This is a genomic window from Pseudoxanthomonas sp. 97-1-1 (genome assembly GCF_057773125.1).
Map to the genome: position 1 here is coordinate 76,832 of NZ_JBYMTJ010000004.1, position 23,588 is coordinate 100,419.

Sequence of the window (23,588 nt, forward strand, 5' to 3'; positions counted from 1 at the left end):
GCCGATGCTGACCTACGTCATTCCCGTCCTCGCCATCGTGCTGCTCGGCGCCGCGCTGCGACGGATGCGCCGCGTGCCCGAGGGCCTGTTCCCGGCGATGGAGTGGTTCTCCTTCTACGTCGCCTTCCCCGCGCTGCTGTTCGTTGGCACGGCGCGGCTGGCGCTGTCCGCCACCGACGCGCTCGACCTGTCGCTGGCCGCGCTGCTGCCCACGCTGCTGCTGACCGGCCTCGTGCTGCTCGCGCTGCGGTTCGCCAAGCGCCTGCCCGATCCCAGCCGCTCCTCGGTGGTGCAGGGCGCGGTGCGGCCGAGCAGCTACTTCGGGCTGGCGGTCGCGGCATTGCTGTTCCCGCCGGAGACCACCGCGATGGTGATGCTCGCGCTGGCGATCTGCCTGCCGGTGGTCAACGTGATTGCGGTCGTCGCGCTGGCCGCCTGGGGCCATGGCGATGCCAGCGCACGCGGCATCGCCCGGGCGCTGGCGCGCAATCCGATCATCCTGGCGACGCTGGCCGGCCTGCTGTTCAACCTCGGCGGCCTGCCGTTGCCGGTACCGCTGGCGGCGGCGCTCGACATCCTCGCCGACGCGGCGCTGGCGCTGGGCCTGCTGTGCGTGGGCGGTGGCCTGCAGTTCCGTCGCGACGATGTACGTCCGTGGCTGCTGGGCGCCACCTCCGCGCTGAAGCTGCTCGTGCTGCCGCTGCTGGCCGTGCTGGTATGCCGGTGGCTGGATGCCAGTGCGGCGGTGACCGTGGCGGCCTGTTTCTACGCCGCGCTGCCCACCGCGTCCAATGCGTACATCATGGCCCGGCAGATGGGCGGCGATGCGCCGCTGATGGCCTCGCTGGTGACCTGGCAGACCCTGTTGGCCGCCGCGACCGTCCCGCTGGCGATGCAGCTGCCTGCCTGGCTGGCCTGAGCCTCACTCGACCGGCGGCCCTTCCGGCTCCAGCGATTTCACCAGCACAGCCGCCTGCGTGCGGCTGTGGCATTCCAGCTTCTTGAGGATCGCGGTGACGTGCACCTTCACGGTGTTTTCCGCCAGGCCCAGCTCGTGCGCGATCTGCTTGTTGAGCAGGCCGTCGGCCAGGCACAGCAGCACGCGGAACTGCTGCGGGGTGATCTGCGCCAGCCGTGCGGCCAGCGCCGCATCCTGTTCCGAACGCTCCACCGTCAGCGGCGGGAACCAGGCACCCCCATCCAGCACGGCGATCACCGCCTCGCCGATGGTCTCGGCCGGCGACGACTTGGGAATGAAACCGGCCGCGCCGAACTGCTGCGCGCGGCGGATCACGCGCGGGTGTTCGTTCGACGAGATCACCACCACCGGCACCTCGGGATGCTCGCCGCGCACATGCAGCAACGCCGAGAAGCCGTGTGCACCGGGCATGCTCAGGTCCAGCAGCACCAGGTCGGTATCCGGCCGCGCGTCCAGCGCCTGGCCCAGGCTGGCGGCGCTGGCGGCCTCGGACACCATCGCACCGGGCAACGCCTCGCGCAGTGCATGGATCACCGCATTGCGGAACAGCGGGTGGTCGTCGGCAACGAGGATGGCAGGCGAACTCATGCCGCCAGTGTGCCATCGCCGACCGCCGGCGCGGTTAGCACTTTGTGGCTAGGTGTCGTCCGACAACCGGTCCAGCCGGATGCGGTTGGCGAACAGCGAGAACGCCAGCATGCCGGCCAGGCCGTTGGCGCGGCTGACCCAGCGTGGCAGCCAGCGCGGCGGTGCCAGCACGCCGTCTTCGAACAGCGGCTCGAACGTGGCCACGTCCTGCAGCGTCATCTTGCCGGCGAACAGGCGACGGCACAGGCGCAGGCGGTCCTGCTGCAGCGAGTGGCGGAAGAAGGTGTGCACGCCGATCAGGCCACGCAGGTACACCGTGTCCTTGGTGAACGCCGCGCCGCCGGAGGTGGGCACGCCGCGGAACACGCGTTGCGCGGACGAGAAACTCTCCGCCGGGTTCTGTCCCGCGTCGGTGAAGTAGCGGAACACCTCGATGAAGTCGGCGCCGGCCAGCGCCATCGCTACCGCCTCGATGCGCAGACTGATGCGCTTCATCCGCTCGATGTCGATGCTGCCGGTGATCTGCTCGGCGAACGTGGCCAACCCTTCCTGCGTGGCGGTGACGCGCGGCGAGGCCAGCGCCAGGCTGGGCAGCACCGCCTGCTCGCGACCGTTCAACGCGGTCAGCGAATGCACCAGCGCTTCGTGCTGCAGCAGCTGGCGGCGGTCGTAATCGCTGAAGGCCGCGCCGTGGCGCAGGCGAATGCGGGTGGCGCCCGCAGCGGCCTTGGCGATCAGGTTGCGGTCCAGCTCCACGGTGATGACGCGGCCATCGAAGAAGTCGTCCAGGTCCGCCTGCAACTGCAACTGCAACGCCGTTGCCGACACCGGGATCTGTTCCTCCGGCGCGAGCAGTTCGTGGTCCAGTTCGTTGGCGATGGCGATGAAGTGGCCGGCGGCGTCGCGCGTGGTCGGCCCGTCGCCGGGCAGGCATTCCTCCGGCGTGCCGAACAGCGCGACCGAATGCGTGGTCACCGCAGGCGTCCCCAGCGACTCCAGCAACTGCGCGGCGATGTCCCAGCTGTGAACCGACTCGCGCAGATAGCATCCCAGCGGATGCGCGGCATCGGCCGCCGCCGCGATCGCGGCCAGTTCGCGACGCGCATCGCCGAAATCGAGCCGCGGGTAGGCGATCACCGGCAGCTGCGGCTGGCCGCGCGCCACGCCGTCGAGGAACGGCGCCTGCACGTCGGCCGGCCAGCTGGCCAGGCTCAGCAGCTTGATGCCGCGCACGGCCTTGACCAGGCGCGCGTCCAGCGCGGCGTGATGGGCGATGTCAGGCTGCATGTGGTCCTCCCGGCCGCCACTGTAGCCCAGCCTGCGCGACAGCCGGCACAACCACGGCTGCTCGACTATGCTCGGCATTCTTCCAACGGTGCGGGGGCAGCGTGCTGGAACTCGATGCGGTGCAGACGCTGGCCTTCGCGGGCCTGGCGCTTTTCCTCGGCTATGCGCTCTGCCGCGTGGTCCCGCTGTTCTCCCGCTACAACCTGCCCCCACCCGTGATCGGCGGCCTGGTGGTGGCAGTGGCGGTGCTGTTCGCGCGCAGCCGCGACGTCACCCTGTTCACGCTGGACACCAGCCTGCAGACGCCGTTGATGATCGCCTTCTTCACCACCATCGGCGTCAACGCCAGCGTGGCGCTGCTGAAGATCAGCGGCCGGCAGGTCGTGGTGTTCCTGCTGCTCGCCACCGCGTTCGCCATCGCGCAGAACCTGCTTGGCGTGGCCGTGGCGATGGGCTTCGGCCTGCACCCGCTGTTCGGCGTGCTGGCCGGTTCCACCACGTTGACCGGCGGTCCGGCGACGGGGCTCGCGTTCGCGCCGCTGTTCGAACAGGCGGGCGTGGCCGGCGCGGAATCCATCGCGGTCGCGGCGGCGATGGCGGGCATCCTGTGCGGTGGCCTGATCGGTGGCCCGGTGGCCACCGTGCTGATCCGCCGCCACAAGCTGTACGGCGGCGTGCGCCTGGGCGCGCCGGACGAATCCGCGGCAGAGCCCGCGGGCGCGCGCGATACGCCCGACTTCGCCACGCGCGAGCATGCCGCCCTGAAGAGCATCGTGGTGATCCTGGTGGCGATGTGGCTGGGTGCCGGGGTCAGCAACGGCCTGGAGGCCATCGGCATGACCCTGCCGGCCACCGTCGGCGCGATGATGGTCGGCGCGATGATCCGCTACATCGACGACCGCACTCGCTGGATCGGCCTGCCGGTGGCGACCACCGACCTGGTCGGCAACGTCTGCCTCTCGCTGTTCCTGGCGGTGGCGCTGATGAACCTCAAGCTGTGGGAACTGGCGGGACTGGCCGCGCCACTGCTGGTCAACCTGGCGCTGCAGGTGGCGCTGGTGGCGTTGTTCTGCGGCGTGGTGTTCCGGGTGATGGGCCGTGACTACGATGCCGCCGTGATGGGCGGCGGTTTCATCGGCTTCATGCTCGGCACCACAGCGAATGCCATGGCGGTGATGCGCACGCTGGTGGAGCGCTACGGCATGGCGCCGCGCGCGTTCCTGGTGGCGCCGCTGGTGGGCGCGTTCTTCATCGACTTCACCAACGCGCTGATCATCACCGGCTTCATCAATTTCTGGGATTGAGGCAATCGGCTGCTGGGCGGCGTGAAGTGACCGCAGCCCCTTGACGAGCCCCCTTGGTAAGGGGGCGATTCGCGCCAGCGGCGTAAATGGGGGATCGGCAGCGTCAGCTGGGGCCCACGTTTTGCAACGCAAAGCGTGGGAGGTATTTCGCGCGACGCGCGAAGAACCTAGCGCTTGCCGTATTTGTCGGTCAGCCGCTTGTTCAACGCCTTGTTCTGCACTTTGGCATTTGCCCTGTCGGCCAGGCGACTGGCGAGCTTGTCGGCGGCGGCGGCCACTTCGTCGCGCAGCTTGAGGTAGTTGAGGAAGCGGCCTTCGTCCAGTTCTTCACGCTCGATCGCCGCACGCACCGCGCAGCCGGGCTCGCGGTCGTGCGAGCAGTCGCGGAACTTGCACTGCGCCGCCAGCGCCTCGATGTCGGCGAAACCGCCATCGGCCAGGTCTTCCTCGCCGGTGGGCTTCAGTTCGCGCATGCCGGGCGTGTCAATCAGACAGGCACCCGCCGGCAGCGGGATGAGGGCGCGGAAGGTGGTGGTGTGACGCCCGCGCGAATCGTTCTCGCGTACTTCGCCGGTCTTCATCCGTTCGTCGCCGAGCAGCGTGTTGGTCAGTGTGGACTTGCCCGCGCCCGAGGAGCCGACAAGCACGACGGTGTGGCCGGGCTCCAGCCACGGCACCAGCTGCGCCACGCTCTCGGGGTCCTTCGCGTTGACGGTGAACACCGGCACGCCCTGCGCGGTCAGATCGGCCAGCACCTCGACCGCGTCGTCGGCGTACTCGGTGCGGTCGGCCTTGGTCAGCACCACCACCGGTTGCGCACCGCCGCCACCGACCAGCAGCAGGTAGCGTTCGATGCGGCGCGGATTGAAGTCCGCATCCAGGCCGCAGACGATGAACACCGTGTCGATGTTCGCCGCGATCACCTGCTGGTGGTAATGCTCGCCGGCCGCGCCGCGCTTGATGCCCGTGTGGCGCGGCAGCAGGGCGACGATGCGCGGGCGCTTGCCCGCCGCATCCTCCAGCAGCACCCAGTCGCCGACGGCGGGCCGTTCGTGCGCCGGAAAACGGGGACGCTGCCACTCCGGCAGCGACTCGGCCTTGACCCCCATGCCGGGCGCATCGGCGACCACGTACCCGGAACGGTGCTGCTCGATCACCCGCGCCGGGGTGGCCTGGGGATGTGCGTCCATCGCGGCCCGCCACGCATCGTCGTCCGGGGCGCCCGCATACGGCCATCCGATCGACCGCAGAAGGGTGACGTCGGACACATTCGGAGCGGGGGTTTCGGGCATGGGGCGGATTCTAGACGGGCACTGGAGCGGAAGGGCCGGAGAGGCTAAATATCCGTTAAGCTTGGCCTTTCTTCCCTTCTTTCACCAGCCCCGCGGTCCCGCCATGTCCACCCCGCCCGTCAAACCGCTCGCCACGCGCGAACGCCTTTCCGAAGTCCGCTACGAGATCCGGGGCGAACTGGCACGGCGAGCCCGGGAGCTGGAGGCACAGGGGCAGAAGCTGATCAAGCTCAACATCGGCAACCCGGGCGCGTTCGGTTTCCGTGCGCCGGAGCATCTGCAGCGCGCGATCGCCGACGACATGGGCCGTACCGATCCCTACACGCACCAGCAGGGCCTGCCCTCGGCGCGCGAGGCCATCGCCGCGGCATACGCCAAGCGCGGCACGCCGGATGCGCACCCGGACCGCGTGTTCGTCGGCAACGGCGTGTCGGAGCTGATCGATCTTTCGCTGCGCGCACTGTTGAATCCCGGCGATGAGGTGCTGGTGCCGTCGCCCGACTACCCGCTGTGGTCGGCCGCCACCATCCTCAACGATGGCCGCCCGGTGTACTACCGCTGCGATCCGGAGAACGACTTCCTGCCCGATCCGAACGAGCTCGAGCAGCTGGTCAGCTCGCGCACGCGCGCCATCGTGCTGATCAACCCGAACAACCCGACCGGTGCGACCTATCCGCGCGAGCTGCTGGAGCGCATCGTCGCCATCGCCGCGAAGCACCGCCTGCTGCTGATGGTCGACGAGATCTACGACCAGGTGCTGTACGACGGCGCCACCTTCGTGCCGGTCGCGCCGCTCGCGGGCGACGTGCCGTGCATCACCTTCAGCGGCCTGAGCAAGGTGCACCGTGCCTGCGGCTGGCGCGTGGGCTGGGGCGTGGTATCCGGCCACGGCGACGTGGTGCGCGACTTCCTGCATGCGATGGACCTGCTCAGCGCGCTGCGCCTGTGCGCCAACGTGCCCGGCCAGTACGCCATCGACGCCGCGGTCAACGGCCCGGACACGATCAGCGCGCTGTGCGCGCCCGGTGGCCGCCTGTACGAAACCCGCCGCGCGGTGATCGAAGCCTGCGAAGCCAGCGCGCATCTGGAGCTGGTGAACCCGGCCGGTGCGCTGTACGCGTTCCCGGCGGTGGTCGGCGATGCCGCCAAGGGCTTCGACGACCATGCGTTCGCACTCGAGCTGATGGAAATCGAAGGCGTGCTGGTCGTGCCGGGCTCCAGCTTCAACGTGCCCTACCGCCACCATTTCCGCGTCACCCTGCTGCCGGAAGCGGCCACGATGCGCGAAGTCTTCGCCCGCATCGACCGCGCCCTGTCGCGCCGTGCCGAGGCTGCCACCAAGGTGGTGCCGATCAAGGGCAAGTCGCGGCCGGCGGCGGCTTAGGTCCCCGCGCGGCTGTTGCTCGAATGTAGGAGCGACGTAAGTCGCGACCGCACGCCACGACGCGACCGTGATGCTTGATGGCGCGAGAACCGGCGACAACCGCAGTTTTTCGCTCCTGATGATCGATGCCTTCCTGACCACCCAGCTTTGCGGTCGCGACTCACGTCGCTCCTACAGGGGATCCGAAGAGCGCATCATTCACCCATGACAACGATCTCCGCCCCGCACACCACCGCCCTCACCACCGAGCTGCGCTATCTCGCGCTCGGCGACTCCTACACCATCGGCGAAGCGGTGGACGAAGCGGGCCGCTGGCCGATGCAGCTGGCGCGCCTGCTGCGGATGGAGGGTGTGCTGGTCGGCGACCCGCGCATCATCGCCACCACCGGCTGGACGACCGACGAACTGGACGCCGCGATCACCGCCGCCGAACCCCTGGGCGAGCATGACTTCGTCACCCTGCTGATCGGCGTCAACAACCAGTACCGCGGCCGCGACGTGGAGGAGTATCGCACGCAGTTCGCCGCGCTGCTGTGGCGCGCCATCGGCTTCGCCCGCAACCGGCCGGGTCGCGTACTCGTGCTGTCGATTCCCGACTGGGGCGTTACCCCGTTCGCCGCGCAGTCCGGCCGCGACGCCAGGCAGATCGCACGGGAACTGGACGCCTACAACGCCGCCGCGCGTGAGGTCTGCGCGCAACGCGGCGTGGCCTTCGTCGACATCACCGCCGTGAGTCGCGCGCGTGGCACGGAACCGGCGATGCTCGCCGGCGATGGCCTGCACCCTTCCGCCGCGATGTACACCGAATGGACGCGACTGGCATTCCCCGTCGCGCATCACCTGCTGGCATAAGCCCCTCTCCGGTTGGGGTGCAGGTCGGAGCATCCGGCAGCTTCCTGCATCGCCAACCCCCATCCGGGGCCACGCGCCACCTTCTCCCGGAGCGAGAAGGATTCAAGCGGTCTCGATCAGAGCCCCTCTCCCCTCGGGAGAGGGGTTGGGGTGAGGGTCGGAGCATCGGGCAGCTTCCTGCATCGCCGACCCCCATCCGGCGCTGCGCGCCACCTTCTCCCGAAGGGAGAAGGATTCAAGCGGTGATGCCCAACGCATCATGTACGGCCTCTGCTTCCGGCAGCACCGTGCGGTAGCCCTGCGCGTCCAGCCACGCCAACAACTGCGCCAGGATCGCCACGTTGTGTCCATGCGCCGCGCCTTCATGCAGCAGCACGATGGCGCCCGGCGCGATGTCGCGTGTGATGCGCGCCAGCACCTGCTCCGGCTTGCAATCGACGCCATCGAAGCCGCGCGCATTCCACGCCACGCGCGCCAGTCCGTGACGCTTCAGCGACAGGCCGACGAAGGGATTGGTCATACCCACCACGCTGCGGAACCAGCGCGGCGTCTGCCCGGTGATGGCCGTGAGCAGCGACTGGCTGCGGCTGATCTCGTCCTCCAGCGCACCCGGGCCCAGCCGCCAGAAGCGCGTGTCCGGATGGCTGGCGCTGTGGTTGCCGATGCCGTGCCCCCGGTCGCGGATCGCCTGCACCCGATGCGGCTGCGCCAGCGCGCGCTCGCCGACCAGGAAGAACGTGGCCTTCGCGCCATGCCGGTCCAGCAGGTCCAGCATGGCGGGTGTGTCCCCGGACGGGCCATCGTCGATGGTCAGCCACACCACGCGCTCGTCGGTGGGCAGGCGCGACAGGGCCGGGCAGAACAGGGTGGCGCGCGGGTACAGCGTGGCCCACACCACCAGCAGGTGCGTCGCCAGCATCGCCGGCACGCCGATGCGCCACCCGTAGGTCCACCACAGCCACGCCACACCCACTTGCGACAGCGCCAGCAGGCCCAATATCAGACCGGGACGGCGTGGCGGACGATGCAGTGTTCCCGGCGTGGTCATGCCCCATGATGCCACGGGGCGTAAAATCCGATTCCCCACGCCCTTCACGCATTCCGGTAACTGCCATGTCCCTTGATCCCGCCCTGCGCTCGCGCATCGAATCCCTCCTGCAATCCAACCGCGTGGTGCTCTTCATGAAGGGCCAGCCGACCATGCCGCAGTGCGGTTTCTCGGCCAAGGCGGTGGGCGCGCTGTCCGCGCTGGGCGTGGACTACGCCCACGTCAACGTGCTGGCCGACCAGGACATCCGCGAGGGCATCAAGGTCTACGGCGACTGGCCGACCATCCCGCAGCTGTACATCGACGGTGAACTGGTCGGCGGCAGCGACATCATCGAACAGATGACCAACTCCGGCGAACTGGCCACGCTGCTGGGCCTGGAAGCCCCCGACCGCACCCCGCCGGCGATCACCATCACCGCCTCGGCCGCCGAGATGCTGCAGAACGCCGTGGCCGACGCCGGGCCGGGCGCGGCGCTGGCGCTGTCGATCAACGCGCAGTTCCAGCCCAACTTCCAGCTGGCGCAGTTCGACGCCAACGCCATCGCCAGCGAATCCAACGGCGTGCGCGTGCAGTTCGACCTGGCCAGCGCGCGCCGCGCCGACGGCATCACCATCGACTGGGTCGACGACATCCGCGGCAAGGGCCTGGCTATCGACAACCCCAATGCACCCAAGCCGGTGCAGGCGCTGTCGCCGATGGACGCCGATGCGAAGGTCCGCGCCAGCGAAGTGCTGCTGGTCGACGTGCGCCCGGCCGACGAGCGCGCCATCGCCTCGGTGAAGCTGCCCTTCAAGACCTTCGACGGCAACGGCCGCGCCGAGCTGGAAGCGTTGCCGAAGGACACGGCGCTCGCCTTCCTGTGCCGCAGTGGCGGCCGCAGCCAGCAGGCGGCGGAAGAGTTCCTCGCACTCGGCTTCACGAACGTCTACAACATCACCGGCGGCATCAACGCCTGGGCCGACGATGTGGACGGCACGATCAGCAAGTACTGAGTCGCGTCTTCGCGACACCGAAAAGGCGGGCTTCGGCCCGCCTTTTTCGTGGCAAATGTAGGGGAGCGACCCTGTTGGGTGGGCCTCGGCCCACCACCACGGAAGGCCAAAACCTTGGCGGGGTCATGCTGTCACGCTGCGTCGCGACGGTGGGCCGAGGCCCACCCTACGTCACCCGGCGAACCCGCCCGCCGCCAGGTAGTCACGCTCTTCCTGCGTCGATGTGCGCCCCATCGCCTCGTTGCGGTGCGGGAAGCGGCCGAAGCGGGCGATCAGGTCGTAGTGCAGCTGGGCGTACTTCATGTACTCGTCGTTGCCGTGGGCGCGGAACAGGTCGAGCGAGCGCTGCTGGTCATCGAGCGATTCGGAATGCTCGAACGGCATGTAGAAGAAGATCTTCAGCACGGGATCGACCTGGGTGTCGAAGCCGGCCCCGACGGCACGATCAGCGTAGTGCCGCGCCAGGCCGTCGGTGGCGTAGGAGTGCGCGCTCTCGCGGAAGCAGTTGCGCGGGAACTGGTCCAGCAGCAACACCAGCGCCAACGCGCCCTCGGCATCGCCCATCCAGCCTTCCAGTTCGCGCCGCGCGGCACGGAAATGCAGCCCGCGGAAGTGCTGGTCGAAGTCGGCATCGAAGGCGTCGTCGCGCGAGAACCACTTCTCGTAGCCGGCGCTCTTCCAGAAAGTGATGACGTCGTTGGATTCGTTCATGGGCGTGCGTACTCCGGCATGGCGTCCCAGGTGCGACCCAGCAGCTCACGTCCGTTGGACTTCTTGTCGCGCTTGATGCCGTCAGCGCCGAACGCACCCCACTGCTTGAAGAAAAAGCGAACGCCCTGCTCTTCACATTGTCGCTTCACGTTCAACGCCCACGCTTCTTTCATCGGTCGGGCGCCATGACCGGATTCGCCCCCTACGATCACCCAGGCGATGCCAGTCAGATCGAGTTTTCCGACATCCTCCAGCAACGGCTCGACACTGAGGAACTTGACGCTGGCCTTGGCCGACTGGAGGTGTGCGATACGCGGTACACCGTGGCGCTTGTTCTCGACGGAAACCCCGATCCAGACGTTGGGTGGAATCGCGCGCTCCTGACTGTACTCGGAGATCCGCTCTGCGCGCTTGGTGAGGACTTGGAACGTATGCTGCGGACAACGCGTCATGACGTCGAACACACGATCGATGAAGCTTTCCGGCACCGCCGTGTGGAACAGGTCGCTCATGGAGTTGACGAAGTAGACCGTCGGCTGCTTTTTCTTCAGCGGCTCGTCAAGACGGAACGGAAGTGTCCGCACCTCCTTGAATCCCTGCTCGTAGCATGCAACGCCCATCGCCTGTAGCCGCCGCGCCATGGTCTCCGCGTAGCAGTGCTTGCACCCAGCGCTGAGTTTGGTGCAGCCAACCACGGGGTTCCAAGTGCTTTCTGTCCACTCGATTCTGGATTTCGTGGTCATGTTTACAGAAGTCCACGCTGAGGACCCAGATTGGCAATCTCACTCCACAACTTGCCACCTAGATCATGCCGTGATGCAAATACTAGCCAGTAGATCTCAGCCCCGTTTGGGCTCCGGACGCGGACAATTTTATCTGAGACCTTGTAATTCAACTTGGATTCCAGCAAGCCTCGCCAGTAGGTGAAAATTGCGTGACGCTGCTCATTTATACCCATACTTCTGGAGACTACCTTCTGCCAGCCTGGGGCCAAGGAACTCAGCCGACCATCTTCCATCATTACCGGCAAATTCCGCCGATAGTCCATAACACTGAAGTGAATTATTTGATCCATTTTATTCAGCCTACCCAGCGTCTCAATTACTGAGAACGGCAAGTTGGCATTGAACGGATCAATGAACGCAAGATTTAGGCTGGTTTTGTGAAGAACAGATATCGCGCGCTCAGCTGTTTCTTCCGCCGGCCCGAGAAACGGATAGACATCGCCGACGCCGATAGCACGCAGTCTAGCTTCGCAAGCATCTAGAAGATCTTTTGCTATGTCACCAATTACGTATCGCTGAAACGGAGTGCATGCCTCACTTTTCTTAGCAGCTACAACCGCGCTTCCATCTACGATGACGTCGGTGCCACGTATCTTGGCACGCCCAGGGCCGCAGTAGAGATCGACAAATCCCGTGTCTTTTCCGAACTCTCGCCAGAACCTTCTGCGGGTTGCGTGAGACGCAAAGATGTACTTCTGCAAACGCTCATGCTTGTCCTCAGCGCCCCAAGCGCCCACCACACCTCGCGTTAAACCGTCATCGGGGTCAGTCTCGTACTGATCTTTCTTGGATTTAGCCATTGCAACTCCTTTGCGTGACTTGCCTGATCATCTTCGTTAGCTACTCATCAAACCGCAAATGCCGCACCGACTTCCCGTTCCGCCGGATCAGCTTCAGCGCCTCGATCCCCACGGTGATGTGGTTCTCGACGAATGATGAGCTGACCTTGGCGTCGCTGGCTTCGGTCTTCACGCCCTCCGGGATCATCGGCTGGTCGCTGACCAGCAGCAGGGCGCCCACGGGGATGCGGTTGGCGAAGCCGGCGGCGAAGACGGTGGCCGTTTCCATGTCGATGGCCATGCAGCGCATCGCGCGCAGGCGCTCCTTGAACGCGACGTCGTGTTCCCACACCCGGCGGTTGGTCGTGTAGACCGTGCCGGTCCAGTAGTCGTGGCCGAGGTCGCGGATCATCGTGGAGACCGCGCGCTGCAGTGCGAATGCGGGTAGCGCCGGCACTTCCGGCAGCAGGTAGTCGTTGCTGGTGCCTTCGCCGCGGATCGCCGCGATGGGCAGTACCAGGTCGCCCAACTGGTTCTTCCGCTTCAGCCCGCCGCACTTGCCAAGGAACAGCACTGCCTTGGGCATGATGGCCGACAGCAGATCCATCATGGTGGCGGCGTTGGGGCTGCCCATGCCGAAGTTGATCATGGTGATGCCATCGGCGGTGGCACTGGCCATCGGCCGGTCCAGGCCCACGATGGGCGCGCCGGTGAGCTGCGAGAACACGTTGAGGTAGCCGCCGAAATTGGTCAGCAGCACGTGCTCGCCGAACTGGTCCAGCGGCACGCCGGTGTAGCGCGGCAGCCAGTTGTCGACGATTTCGCTCTTGTCTTTCATGGGATTCCTCTTCTTTTCGTTGTTTGCGACGATTCTGGCACGACTGCGACGCGCGCACTTGGCAGAGTGCGCCCGGGCCGGTTAGGTTTCGCTTCTCTTCCAGGGGATACACCATGCGAATGACCTTGTTGGCCGGGCTGGTCCTGGCTGCATCGGGGAGTGGCGCCCATGCCGCCACGCCCGCCTCCCGCTTCACCCAGGACCCGTACCCCAGCACCTACCGGGCGCTCGGTTCCGGACCCGTGCTGCTGGCCAACGCGACCGTGCTGACCGGCACCGGCGAGCGCCTGGACGGTGCGGACGTGCTGCTCGCCGACGGCAAGGTGGCGGCGGTCGGCCGCGGCCTGTCGGCACCGGAAGGCGCCACGCGCGTCGACGCGACGGGCAAGTGGGTCACGCCCGGCCTGATCGACGTGCATTCGCACCTGGGCGTGTATCCCAGCCCGGGCGTGAAGGCGCACAGCGACGGCAACGAAATGACGGCTCCCGTGACGGCGAACGTGTGGGCCGAGCATTCGATCTGGGCGCAGGACCCGGGCTTCCACACCGCGCTCGCCGGCGGCGTGACGTCGATGCAGATCCTGCCCGGTTCGGCCAACCTGGTCGGCGGCCGCGGCGTGACGCTGAAGAACGTGCCGTCCACCAGCTACCAGGGCATGAAGTTCCCGGGTGCGCCGTGGGGCCTGAAGATGGCCTGCGGCGAGAACCCCAAGCGCGTGTACGGCGGCAAGGCCGGCCCGGCCACACGCATGGGCAACGTGGCCGGCTACCGCGCAGCCTTCATCGATGCCAGCGAATACCTGAAGAAGAACGCACCCAAGCCGCAGCAGCCGAAACGGAAGCGCTGGTGGGAGCGCGCCAGTGGCGGCGAAGGTACCGACAGCGGTGGCGATGCCGGCGGCAAGCGCGATCTGAAGCTGGACACGCTGGCGGGTGCGATCAACGGCGAGATCCTGGTGCACATCCACTGCTACCGCGCCGATGAGATGACCACGATGCTCGACCTGGCGAAGGAGTTCGGCTTCAAGGTGGCCGCGTTCCACCATGGCGTGGAGGCCTACAAGCTGGCCGACCGCCTGGCGCAGGAGAACGTCTGCGGCGCGCTGTGGGCCGACTGGTGGGGCTTCAAGATGGAGGCCTTCGATGGCATCCAGGAAAACATCGCGCTGGTGGACCGGCCCGCCAACAGCTGCGCCATCGTGCATTCGGATTCGGACGAAGGCATCCAGCGGCTCAACCAGGAAGCCGCCAAGGTGATGGCGAACGCGCGCCGCGCCGGCATGGGCGACATCGCGCCGGAGCGTGCGATCCGCTGGGTGACCAGCAACGCAGCGAAGTCGCTGGGCATCGCCGAGCGCACCGGCACGCTGGAGGCCGGCAAGATGGCCGACGTGGTGCTGTGGAACCAGAACCCCTTCAGCGTGTACGCCAAGGCCGAGCAGGTCTACATCGACGGCGCGCGCATCTACGACCGCAACGACCGCAGCAGGCAACCGGTGTCGGACTTCATGCTGGGCCAGGAGGTGATGCCGTGAGCCCTGCCCGTCGTAGTTCCCTGCCGTCATTCCAGCGCATGCGGGCATCCCTGTGGCTCTTGCCCTTCGGGTCGAAGGAGAGAGCAGCAACAAGAGCAAAAGCAAAATGGATCCCAGCATGCGCTGGGAGGACGGCGAGGGCGGCGGTGCTGGCGGCTGCACTGGCGTCCACATCCTTGGCAGCACTTGCCCAGGATGTGCTGATCCGCAACGCCACCGTGCACACCGCCGGGGCACAGGGCACCCTGAAGAATGCTGATGTACTGGTGCGCAACGGCGTGGTGCAGTCGGTCGGCAGCGGCATCGCGGCGCCCGCCGGTGCGACGGTGGTGGAAGCCAACGGCCATCCGCTGACGCCGGCGTTCTTCGGTGGCATCACCGAGATCGGCGTGGAGGAAGTGTCGGGCGAAGCGTCCACGGTCGATGCGGCCGTGACGTTGACCGATCAGCCCATGCGGCCGGAGTTCGACGTGACGCTGGCGTACAACCCGGCATCGGTGGTGATCCCGGTGACGCGCGTGGAGGGCATCGGCTTTACCCTGCTGGCGGCGTCGACGGGCGGCTCCTTCATCGCCGGACAGGGGGGCGTGGTGCGGCTGGACGGCAGCGCCGACCCGGTCGGCCCGCGTGCGCTGTTCGTACGGTTGGGCGCTGGCGCGTCCGACCTGAGCGGCAAGTCGCGCGCGGCGCAATGGATGCTGCTGGACCAGATGGTGGCCGAGGCGCGCGGTCGCGTGCCGGTGGATTCGCCGCATGCGTTGTTGACGCCTGCCGGCCGCGCCACGCTGGCGCGCTATCTCGCCGGCAACGGCCGCATCGTCGTGCAGGTGAACCGTGCGGCGGACATCCGCCAGCTGCTGCGCTGGGCGCAGCGCGAGAACGTGCGCATCGCCATCGCCGGGGGTGCGGAGGCGTGGAAGCTGGCGCCCCAGCTCGCGCAGGCGAAGGTGCCGGTGTTCGTGGATGCACTCGCGGACCTGCCGGCCGACTTCGACCAGATCGGCGCCACGCTGGAGAATGCGGCGCGGCTGGATGCAGCGGGCGTGGGCGTCAGTTTCTCGCAGGCCGGCGATGCCTCGCACAACGCGCGCAAGATCCGCCAGCTGGCGGGCAACGCGGTGGCCAACGGTTTGCCGTGGGAAGACGGCCTGGCCGGGCTGACCCGGGTGCCGGCGGAGGCATTCGGCGTGGGCGACCGGGTGGGCACGATCGCACCGGGCAAGCTGGCCGACCTGGTGCTGTGGAGCGGCGATCCGCTCGACGTGGCCAACACCGCCGAGCAGGTGTGGCTGGGTGGGCGCGCGATCCCGATGCGCTCGCGCCAGACCGAACTGCGCGACCGCTACCTGCAGCAGGCCGGTCCGTTGCCGCGGGCTTATTCGAAGTAAGCGATGCCGCGCGGCATCAGTCCACGGGGGCACCTTCGGGCGCCCTCGTGCTGTGCGACGGCACGGATAGCGCGTCCTCGCCCACCACGCGGTCGCCGCCCGCCCGCTTGGCCGCGTACATGGCATGGTCCGCCCGCGCGATCAGCGAGGTCACCGTATCGCCATCGCGCGCCTGTGCGGCACCGATGCTGGCGGTCACGCCCACGGGGACGCCTTCCACGCTCGCGCAGTCATGGCGGATGCGTTCGCTGACTTCTTCGCCGAACCGGATCGCGGCCGGCAGTTCCACGCCGGCCAGCACCAGGACGAACTCTTCGCCGCCCAGCCGTCCCAACTGGTCGCCGTACTGGAAGCGCTGGCTGACCACGCGCGTCACCGCGCGCAGGCAGGCATCGCCCAGGGCATGCCCGTGGCGGTCGTTGACCTGCTTGAAGTGATCCAGGTCGATGAACAGCAGCGAGACCGGGATGCGTTCGCGCTGCCGCTCGATCAGGGCCCAGTCGAGGCGGTGTTCGATGCCGCCCCGGTTGAGCACGCCCGTCAGCCCGTCGCGCTCGGCGTGCGCCTTGGCCCGGTCGCGTTCTCGGCGGAAGGTCAGCATGCGGTCGGCCAGGCCCAGCGCCAGCACCACGGCGGTGAAGGCGAGTACCCAGGGCAGGCCGTATTCCAGCCACGGCTCGGCTCGCTCACCGGCACTGAAGCGCAACGCACGCGTCATGGTGAACACCAGCAGCGGCACCCACGCGATCAGCACGTAGGCCGCATGCCGCTGGCCACGACGCCAGGCCACCACCAGCGTGACCAGCGCGATGGCATTGGTGAGCAGGAAAAGCGCGTTGGCGATGTCGGGGAACCAGGCCTTGTCGGCGGGCCACGGCAACAGCAACAGCAGCAGGGTCAGGCCACATCCGTAGGCGCCCACGACGCGCACCAGCCACGCCAGCCGCGGCGCGACCCGGCGCAGGCCAGCGTAGTCCAGCCACAGGTAGACCAGCAGGATGGTGGCGAGCGTGCCCGTGCCCCAGATCCCCTGCGCGCCAAAGCGCGCCAGCAGGGACAATCCCGGCCATGCGTAGGCTTCACCGTATGAGCACAGCGCGTACAGCAACTGGAACAGCATGGCACCGGCGTACAGCAGGTAGACGCGCTCGCGCAGCACGGCCCAGAACAGCAGCACCGCCAGCGAGACGCCCAGCACCACGCCGATCGCCGGCAGCACCAGCCGCACGTGCCACAGGTCCGCGACAGCGTAGGACGGGCCGGACTCCACGGACACATGCAGCGGATAACGCGCGCCCTCGACCTTCACGTACACCGGGCCATCGCCCTGCAAGGGGAACACCAGGGCACGCCGGCTGTACTGCGGATCGAGGTCGGCGCTGAAGATGTCCCGCCGGCGCGGCGTGCCTTCCGCCTGGTCGAGCACGGTCACGCGGGCGGTATAGGGGTGATAGAACACCAGCAGCGGCTCCCGCACGCCCGGCGTGGGTTCCACGCGCCATTCCCCGTTGCCGATCACGCGCACGGTCACGCCCCCGTCGTCGAAGCGGCGTTCCGAGAACAATCCGGCGCGCTGTCCGGCCTGCTGCTCCAGCGCCAGTGGCTGGATGCGATCAATGCGCGCGATGTTCTCCCCTCGCACATCCATCGTTGGCAGCAGGGCCAGAAGCAGCAGTAGAGACCACCACCCCTGTTTCATGTTGCCCCATCGCGTTCGAGGCGAGTGTCGGGCCGGGCCCCTCCACCGGCAAGCCGGAATCTGGCAATTATGTGATGTAAGTCACATAAACTATGGGCACATACCTCAACCGGTGTCGGACGCAGCCCACGTTTTCTTCCCTGCCGCATGCGGATAAAAGGTGATACAACTCACACTTCACGCGTTTACGCAACGACTTGCCGGCGGATGTCCGCTAGTTTTGCGGAGATAAGAGCAAATGCGATGGATGCCGGGAGGGGCTGAGATGCGCATTGGAATAGTCGTCGATTCGGCGTGCGATCTGCCGCTGGAGTATCTGCAACAACACAACATCGTCATCCTGCCGATCACGGTACGCATCGGCGAAGCCGTGCTTGCCGATCATCGCGACGAGCAGGCCACGCTGAGCTTCCTGCATGCGCACGTGGCCGAGCGCGGGCACGAGGCCGAGACCACGCCGTTCACCGTCAACCAGATCCGGGACCTGTTCCTGGGCCAGTTGGTGATCGACTACGACCACGTCTTCTGCATGACGATCACCAAGACGCGCAGCCCGATCCACGAGAACGCGATGCAGGCCAGCTTCGCGATCCTCAACGACTACAAGCCGGTACGCCAGGCCGCGGGGCACAACTCGCCTTTCGCGTTGCGGGTGATCGATACGCAGAACCTGTTCGCCGCGCAGGGCATCACCGCGGTGGAAGCGGTGCGCATGCGCGATGCCGGCGCGAACGTGCAGCAGATCCGCGTGCGGCTGGAGGAACTGGCCAACAACACGCATGGCTACATGATCCCGCGCGACCTGTATTACCTGCGCAACCGCGCGCGCACCAAGGGCGACCGCAGCGTGGGCCTGCTCAGCGCGGCGCTGGGCAGCGCGCTGGACATCAAGCCCGTGCTGTACGGTCATGCCGGCAACACCGAGCCGGTGGCGAAGATCAAGGGTTTCGACAATGCGGTCGAACAGATGTTCAAGTTCACAGGCAACCGGGTGATGGCCGGCCTGATGACGCCGACCGTCTGCCTGAGCTACGGCGGCGAACTCTCGGAACTGCGTGCGCTGCCGGGCTACCAGCGCCTGCGCGACATCTGCGAGAACAACAAGGTCGAAGTGTTCGAGAGCGTGATGAGCCTCACCGGCATGGTCAACGTGGGCAAGGGGGCCGTGGTGGCCGCCTTCGCGGCGCCACCGGCCCCGTTCAAAGCGGCATAACGGCGACCTAACGCGACGGGGATACGCTATGCCCCTGGTTTGAACCGGGGGTGCCATGGCGGTCCGTTACTACATCAGCCTGCCGGATCCCGGCCGCGCGCGCGGCGGCGATCCGGCCTTCAGTTTCGATGCACACGGTGCGGATGAATTCGCCGCGCAACTCCAGCATGCGCTGCGCACGAGCAGCCTGTTCGACCGCTGGCGCGCGCGCCAGGAAGAACCGGACGAAGTGGACCCCGGGTTGGGCGTGGTCGATGACGACGCCATGGTCCGTGGACAGCAGGACGATCTCAGCATCCTGCTGGTGGCGACCTCGTCCATCCCCGGTCAGGTCCTCAAGCACCGCCTGCGGCTGCTGGCGGGCCATGCGTGGGAACTGCGCGACGTCTCGGCCGCGTAGCGCGCGGCCTTCGCGCGGAGCCACCACCTCATGACGGCGTGTCGCACGCCTGCACTGCTGGCCTGGAGTGGTGGCAAGGATGCGGCGTGGACGCTGCACGTCCTGCACCAGCGCGATGATGTCGAGGTGGTTGGTCTGCTGACCACGGTGACCGAGGATCACGGCCGCGTATCAATGCAGGGCATCCGTCGCAGCGTGCTGCATGCACAGGCACAGGCCACTGGCCTGCCTTTGATCAAAGCGATGATTCCAGCGCGCTGCACCAACGATGATTACGAACGGGCGATGACCGCCGCGTTGGCGCGGGCGACGCAACGCTGGCCCGGCCTGCGCACGATGGCGTTCGGTGACCTCTTCCTGGAGGACATCCGCGCGTACCGCGTGCAAAACCTGGCGAGGATCGGCTGGGACGTACTGACGCCGCTGTTCGGCAGCGATACGGCGACGCTTGCGCGCGAGATGATCGAGAGCGGCCTGCGCGCGCACCTGTGCTGCGTGGACACGCAGCAACTCGATGCTTCCTTCGCCGGGCATGCATTCGATACCGGGCTGCTCGATGCACTGCCGGCGGGCGTGGACCCGTGCGGCGAGAACGGCGAGTTCCACACCTGCGTCTCGGCCGGCCCGATGTTCGACGCACCACTCGCCCTGGCGCAGGGCGACACCGAACTGCGCGACGGCCGCTTCGCGTTCACCGACTACGCACTCGCCGACGTGCCCACGTAGGGTGGGCCTTGGCCCACCATCGCGGTGAGCCGATGGTCACGGGACGGCGGGCTTGAGCCCGCCTTACGCCTTCGATGCATCGCGTCTCCGCCGACACGATGTTCGATGTCACCGATTACGCACTGCCGACCCAGTCCGGTTACGGCCAGCTGGCCAACGGCACGAGTACCTGCGGTTCGCGCGGCCCCTGCAGCAACTCGGGCAACCGCGCCTCGTAGTCGCGACGGTAGGGTTTGTCCTGTCGCTCGAGGAAGGTGGCCACGTCAGGTTCGGCCCAGCGTTCATAGAGGGTGAACAACGTCGGGTCGTGGGCGTCTCGATGCAGTGCACACGACAGGAACGTGTCCTCCTTCGACATCGCATCGACGATATCGTGCACCGCACGCAGCCATTCGTCGACGCGCTCCGGCTTCACGCGCAGACGGACGTAGAACACCAGCGGTACGGACGGGGTTGCAGCGTGATCGAGGCTCATCGGTGCAGGGCCTTGGCGTGGTATGCGATGTGGTCGCCGATGAAACTGGCGATGAAGTAGTAGCTGTGGTCGTAGCCGGGCTGCAGGCGCAGCGTCAACGGGTGGCCGGCAGCCTCGGCTGCGGCCTGCAGCAGTTCCGGCTTCAGCTGCGTGCGCAGGAACTCGTCCGCATCGCCCTGGTCGACCAGCAGCGGCAGCCGTTCCTGCGCGGCCGCGACAAGTGCGACGGTGTCATGCGCCTTCCAAGCCGCACGGTCCTCACCAAGATAGGCGGTGAACGCCTTCTCGCCCCACGGCACCTGCGAGGGCGCGACGATCGGCGAGAACGCCGAGACGCTGCGGTAGCGGCCGGGATTCTTCAACGCGATCGTCAACGCGCCATGCCCGCCCATCGAATGCCCGCTGATCGCACGCCGGTCGCTCGCCGCCGGATCGGCTTCGACCCAGGCCGGGAGTTCGTCGACGATGTAGTCGTACATCCGGTAGTGCGAGGCCCAGGGCGCCTGAGTCGCATTGACGTAGAAGCCCGCGCCCTTGCCCAGGTCGTAGCCCTCGGCGTCTGCCACGTCTTCGCCGCGCGGACTGGTGTCCGGCGCGACGAGGATCAGGCCGTGTTCGGCCGCATAGCGCTGCGCACCGGCCTTGGTGATGAAGTTCTGCTCGGTGCAGGTCAGGCCGCTCAGCCAGTAAAGCACCGGGCACGGTCCCTGTTCGACCTGCGGCGGAAAGTAGACGCCCACCGTCATGTCGCAGCCGAGTACGGCAGAGCGATGCCGGTAGACGTCCTGCCAGCCGCCGAAGCAGGCGCGGTGTTCGATGCGTTCGAGTGTCATCACAAGATCCTGCTGTAGCCCCTCTCCCGCCGGGAGAGGGGTTGGGGTGAGGGTACGGCGAAGGCATTGAGGCCTGAGGCATGCGGACTTCGCCGCACCCTCATCCGCCCTGCGGGCACCTTCTCCCGGAGGGAGAAGGGAACCCCATCAGTAATGCACCACGCTGCGGATCGACTTGCCTTCATGCATCAGGTCGAAGGCTTCGTTGATGTCGTCCAGCGGCATCGTATGCGTGACGAACGGCGCGAGTTCGATGTCGCCCTTCATCGCATCCTCGACCATGCCCGGCAGTTGCGAACGGCCCTTCACGCCGCCGAACGCCGTGCCCATCCACTTGCGGCCGGTCACCAGCTGGAACGGACGCGTGCTGATCTCCTGCCCCGCACCGGCCACGCCGATGATCACGCTCTGGCCCCAGCCGCGATGCGCACATTCCAGCGCGGCACGCATCACGTTGACGTTGCCGATGCATTCGAACGAATGGTCCACGCCCCAGCCCGTCATTTCGACGATCACCTGCTGGATCGGCTTGTCGAAGTCCTTCGGATTGACGCAGTCGGTGGCGCCGAACTGCTTGGCCATCTCGAACTTGGACGGATTGGTGTCGATGGCGATGATGCGACCGGCCTTCGCCTGCCGCGCACCCTGGATCACCGCCAGGCCGATGCCGCCCAGGCCGAACACGGCCACCGAATCGCCGGCCTGCACCTTGGCGGTGTTGTGCACGGCACCGATGCCGGTGGTCACGCCACAGCCGAGCAGGCAGACGTGCTCCGGATTCGCGTCGGGGTTGATCTTCGCCAGCGAGACTTCGGCCACGACGGTGTATTCGCTGAAGGTCGAGCAGCCCATGTAGTGGTACAGCGGCTGGCCTTCGTAGGAGAAGCGCGAGGTGCCATCCGGCATCACGCCCTTGCCCTGGGTGGCGCGCACCGAGGTACACAGGTTGGTCTTGCCGCTCTTGCAGAACAGGCACGCGCCGCATTCGGCGGTGTAGAGCGGAATGACATGGTCGCCCGGCTTCACGCTGGTGACACCCTCGCCCACCTCGACCACGATGCCGGCGCCTTCATGGCCCAGCACGACCGGGAACAGGCCTTCCGGATCATCACCGGACAGCGTGAACGCATCGGTGTGGCAGACACCGGTGTGGGTGATCTTCACCAGCACCTCGCCCTTCTGCGGCGGGGCGACATCGATCTCGACGATCTTCAGCGGTTCGCCTGCGGCGAAGGCGACAGCGGCACGGGATTTCATGGCGGTACTCCTGCTTACTTCAAATAGGAACGGACCAGCGCGACGGCGGCATCGATGCCGGCCTCGCGTTGTTTGGGGGTGGCGGCCGGCTGCGCGAATTCTTCGCGCAAATGGCTTTCCAGGATCTCCGACATCAGCCCATTGACCGCGCCGCGCACCGCAGCGAGTTGCTGCAGCACGGGCGCGCAATCCGCACCCTCCTCCAGCGCGCGCTCAAGCGCATCCAACTGGCCACGGATGCGACGCACACGGGTGAGCGCCTTCTTCTTGTCGGCGGGGGAATGGGGCATGTCGGCCAGCGCCTTTATAGTGGGGGGGAGTATAAGCGACCCGCCCCAACGCATGAAGCCCCGCTCGTCCGGATACCGCTACGTGGCTGCGCAGCAGGCAGGCCCACAACAGGACTTCGCGGGCGCGGCGGCATCGTTCTGCCGTGAGACGGCAAGCGAGGTCGCAACAGGCGTGGCCAGCTCGACCACCCCGGACGCATCCGTCGCGGCGCGCGATGCCAGATCGCCCTTGCGTTCGCTGTAACGGCTGGTCAGGTAGTCGCTGCGGTCACGCACCAGCAGGGTGAACTTCACCAGTTCCTCCATCACGTCCACCACGCGGTCGTAGTACGGCGAGGGCTTCATGCGGCCTTCGTCATCGAATTCCTGCCAGGCCTTCGGCACGGACGACTGGTTGGGGATGGTGACCATGCGCATCCAGCGGCCCAGCACGCGCAACGCATTGACCACATTGAACGATTGCGAACCGCCGCACACCTGCATGACCGCGAGCGTGCGGCCCTGCGTGGGGCGCACGCTGCCCTCGGACAGCGGCAGCCAGTCGATCTGGTTCTTGAACACCGCGCTGAGCGTGCCATGGCGTTCCGGGCTGACCCAGACCTGGCCTTCGGACCACTGCGACCACGCACGCAACCGCTGCACCTCGGCGTGGTCCGCGCCCACGCTGTCCAGGATCGGCAGGTCGTGCGGATGGAACACGCGCGTCTCCGCACCGAATTGCTGCAGAAGCCTCTCCGCCTCCAGGGCCAGCTTCCGACTGAAGGATGACGGGCGCAGCGAGCCGTACAGGATCAGGATGCGCGGCGGGTGCGGAGAACCGCCAATGGCGAGCTTGCCGGCGTCCGGCATGTCGAAGGCGTCGGGCGCGAGCTGCGGCAGCAATGGAACTGTCATGTCGGCTTGTTAGGCTGTGATTGTTCGATTATTCTA

Annotated in this window: 24 protein-coding genes; 10 read left to right on the top strand and 14 right to left on the bottom strand. The window is 67.1% G+C overall.

The window, feature by feature from the left end; translation table 11 throughout:
- Nucleotides 1-4 precede the first annotated feature (4 nt).
- Nucleotides 5-919 (top strand): AEC family transporter, encoded by a 915-nt coding sequence (locus AC3DET_RS15615; protein WP_488392215.1) that lies wholly within the window; start codon nt 5-7, stop codon nt 917-919.
- A gap of 3 nt (nt 920-922) precedes the next feature.
- Here AC3DET_RS15615 and AC3DET_RS15620 read toward each other — a convergent pair whose 3' ends face one another.
- Together AC3DET_RS15620 and AC3DET_RS15625 are read right to left on the bottom strand one after the other, a co-directional pair.
- Nucleotides 923-1,567 carry a response regulator gene (locus tag AC3DET_RS15620; RefSeq protein WP_337732377.1) on the bottom strand — a complete coding sequence of 215 codons (645 nt, stop codon included), beginning with the start codon at nt 1,565-1,567 and terminating at the stop codon, nt 923-925.
- A gap of 48 nt (nt 1,568-1,615) precedes the next feature.
- Nucleotides 1,616-2,854 carry a flavohemoglobin expression-modulating QEGLA motif protein gene (locus tag AC3DET_RS15625; RefSeq protein ID WP_337732534.1) on the bottom strand — a complete coding sequence of 413 codons (1,239 nt, stop codon included), beginning with the start codon at nt 2,852-2,854 and terminating at the stop codon, nt 1,616-1,618.
- 101 nt (nt 2,855-2,955) lie between these two features.
- Here AC3DET_RS15625 and gltS point away from each other — a divergent pair, with 101 nt between their 5' ends.
- Nucleotides 2,956-4,158, top strand: a complete 1,203-nt coding sequence (gltS, locus tag AC3DET_RS15630; RefSeq protein WP_337732378.1) for a sodium/glutamate symporter — start codon at nt 2,956-2,958, stop codon at nt 4,156-4,158.
- Between the two features lie 167 nt (nt 4,159-4,325).
- Here the strand turns inward: gltS and rsgA are convergent, their stop codons facing one another.
- Nucleotides 4,326-5,450, bottom strand: a complete 1,125-nt coding sequence (gene rsgA / locus AC3DET_RS15635; RefSeq protein WP_488392216.1) for a ribosome small subunit-dependent GTPase A — start codon at nt 5,448-5,450, stop codon at nt 4,326-4,328.
- A gap of 103 nt (nt 5,451-5,553) precedes the next feature.
- Here rsgA and AC3DET_RS15640 point away from each other — a divergent pair, with 103 nt between their 5' ends.
- Nucleotides 5,554-6,834: a pyridoxal phosphate-dependent aminotransferase gene (locus AC3DET_RS15640; RefSeq protein WP_488392217.1), complete on the top strand. Its 1,281-nt coding sequence runs from the start codon at nt 5,554-5,556 to the stop codon at nt 6,832-6,834.
- A gap of 204 nt (nt 6,835-7,038) precedes the next feature.
- Nucleotides 7,039-7,686, top strand: coding sequence for an SGNH/GDSL hydrolase family protein (locus AC3DET_RS15645; protein WP_337732381.1), 648 nt, complete (start codon nt 7,039-7,041; stop codon nt 7,684-7,686).
- 235 nt (nt 7,687-7,921) lie between these two features.
- Here AC3DET_RS15645 and AC3DET_RS15650 read toward each other — a convergent pair whose 3' ends face one another.
- Nucleotides 7,922-8,734, bottom strand: a complete 813-nt coding sequence (locus AC3DET_RS15650) for a polysaccharide deacetylase family protein (RefSeq protein WP_488392218.1) — start codon at nt 8,732-8,734, stop codon at nt 7,922-7,924.
- Between the two features lie 65 nt (nt 8,735-8,799).
- On the opposite strand from AC3DET_RS15650, the gene grxD reads away from it, so the two are divergent.
- The gene (gene grxD, locus AC3DET_RS15655) at nt 8,800-9,729 is read left to right on the top strand and encodes a Grx4 family monothiol glutaredoxin (protein WP_446538848.1); all 930 of its coding nucleotides are present in this window, start codon (nt 8,800-8,802) and stop codon (nt 9,727-9,729) included.
- A gap of 171 nt (nt 9,730-9,900) precedes the next feature.
- Here the strand turns inward: grxD and AC3DET_RS15660 are convergent, their stop codons facing one another.
- The 4 genes from AC3DET_RS15660 to AC3DET_RS15675 are packed head-to-tail and all read right to left on the bottom strand — an operon-like array spanning nt 9,901 to nt 12,842.
- The gene (locus AC3DET_RS15660; protein WP_488392219.1) at nt 9,901-10,440 is read right to left on the bottom strand and encodes a DUF924 family protein; all 540 of its coding nucleotides are present in this window, start codon (nt 10,438-10,440) and stop codon (nt 9,901-9,903) included.
- On the bottom strand, nt 10,437-11,183 hold the full coding sequence (locus AC3DET_RS15665; protein ID WP_488392220.1) for a phage Gp37/Gp68 family protein: 747 nt from the start codon (nt 11,181-11,183) through the stop codon (nt 10,437-10,439). Before AC3DET_RS15665 ends, AC3DET_RS15660 begins: the two co-directional genes overlap by 4 nt.
- Nucleotides 11,184-11,185: 2 nt before the next feature.
- Complete coding sequence (gene tcmP, locus AC3DET_RS15670) at nt 11,186-12,025, bottom strand: three-Cys-motif partner protein TcmP (protein ID WP_488392221.1); 840 nt, start codon at nt 12,023-12,025, stop codon at nt 11,186-11,188.
- A gap of 40 nt (nt 12,026-12,065) precedes the next feature.
- On the bottom strand, nt 12,066-12,842 hold the full coding sequence (locus AC3DET_RS15675) for an AMP nucleosidase (protein ID WP_055937943.1): 777 nt from the start codon (nt 12,840-12,842) through the stop codon (nt 12,066-12,068).
- A 113-nt stretch (nt 12,843-12,955) separates the two neighbouring features.
- Between AC3DET_RS15675 and AC3DET_RS15680 the strand changes: the two genes are divergently transcribed.
- Both AC3DET_RS15680 and AC3DET_RS15685 read left to right on the top strand, forming a co-directional pair.
- Complete coding sequence (locus tag AC3DET_RS15680) at nt 12,956-14,377, top strand: amidohydrolase (protein ID WP_192199809.1); 1,422 nt, start codon at nt 12,956-12,958, stop codon at nt 14,375-14,377.
- Nucleotides 14,378-14,523: 146 nt separating this feature from the next.
- On the top strand, nt 14,524-15,765 hold the full coding sequence (locus AC3DET_RS15685; protein ID WP_488392222.1) for an amidohydrolase family protein: 1,242 nt from the start codon (nt 14,524-14,526) through the stop codon (nt 15,763-15,765).
- Nucleotides 15,766-15,781: 16 nt separating this feature from the next.
- Here AC3DET_RS15685 and AC3DET_RS15690 read toward each other — a convergent pair whose 3' ends face one another.
- Nucleotides 15,782-17,464 carry a sensor domain-containing diguanylate cyclase gene (locus AC3DET_RS15690; RefSeq protein ID WP_488392223.1) on the bottom strand — a complete coding sequence of 561 codons (1,683 nt, stop codon included), beginning with the start codon at nt 17,462-17,464 and terminating at the stop codon, nt 15,782-15,784.
- Nucleotides 17,465-17,729: 265 nt separating this feature from the next.
- Between AC3DET_RS15690 and AC3DET_RS15695 the strand changes: the two genes are divergently transcribed.
- Genes AC3DET_RS15695 through AC3DET_RS15705 form a run of 3 tightly spaced genes read left to right on the top strand, consistent with a single transcriptional unit; the run spans nt 17,730 to nt 19,803 of the window.
- Nucleotides 17,730-18,677, top strand: coding sequence for a DegV family protein (locus AC3DET_RS15695; protein ID WP_337732389.1), 948 nt, complete (start codon nt 17,730-17,732; stop codon nt 18,675-18,677).
- 55 nt (nt 18,678-18,732) lie between these two features.
- Nucleotides 18,733-19,077 carry a hypothetical protein gene (locus AC3DET_RS15700; RefSeq protein WP_446538855.1) on the top strand — a complete coding sequence of 115 codons (345 nt, stop codon included), beginning with the start codon at nt 18,733-18,735 and terminating at the stop codon, nt 19,075-19,077.
- A gap of 30 nt (nt 19,078-19,107) precedes the next feature.
- On the top strand, nt 19,108-19,803 hold the full coding sequence (locus AC3DET_RS15705) for a Dph6-related ATP pyrophosphatase (RefSeq protein WP_488392224.1): 696 nt from the start codon (nt 19,108-19,110) through the stop codon (nt 19,801-19,803).
- 139 nt (nt 19,804-19,942) lie between these two features.
- On the opposite strand, the gene AC3DET_RS15710 is transcribed toward AC3DET_RS15705, so the two are convergent.
- The 5 genes from AC3DET_RS15710 to arsH all read right to left on the bottom strand — a co-directional run bounded on the left by AC3DET_RS15710 (nt 19,943) and on the right by arsH (nt 23,552).
- Nucleotides 19,943-20,278: a putative quinol monooxygenase gene (locus tag AC3DET_RS15710; RefSeq protein ID WP_298126543.1), complete on the bottom strand. Its 336-nt coding sequence runs from the start codon at nt 20,276-20,278 to the stop codon at nt 19,943-19,945.
- On the bottom strand, nt 20,275-21,111 hold the full coding sequence (gene fghA, locus AC3DET_RS15715; RefSeq protein ID WP_488392225.1) for an S-formylglutathione hydrolase: 837 nt from the start codon (nt 21,109-21,111) through the stop codon (nt 20,275-20,277). The genes AC3DET_RS15710 and fghA overlap by 4 nt, the downstream gene beginning before the upstream one ends.
- Before the next feature lie 147 nt (nt 21,112-21,258).
- Complete coding sequence (locus AC3DET_RS15720) at nt 21,259-22,368, bottom strand: S-(hydroxymethyl)glutathione dehydrogenase/class III alcohol dehydrogenase (RefSeq protein WP_488392226.1); 1,110 nt, start codon at nt 22,366-22,368, stop codon at nt 21,259-21,261.
- A 14-nt stretch (nt 22,369-22,382) separates the two neighbouring features.
- Nucleotides 22,383-22,658 (bottom strand): formaldehyde-responsive transcriptional repressor FrmR, encoded by a 276-nt coding sequence (gene frmR / locus AC3DET_RS15725; RefSeq protein ID WP_337732394.1) that lies wholly within the window; start codon nt 22,656-22,658, stop codon nt 22,383-22,385.
- Nucleotides 22,659-22,736: 78 nt separating this feature from the next.
- On the bottom strand, nt 22,737-23,552 hold the full coding sequence (gene arsH, locus AC3DET_RS15730; protein ID WP_488392227.1) for an arsenical resistance protein ArsH: 816 nt from the start codon (nt 23,550-23,552) through the stop codon (nt 22,737-22,739).
- Nucleotides 23,553-23,588 lie beyond the last annotated feature (36 nt).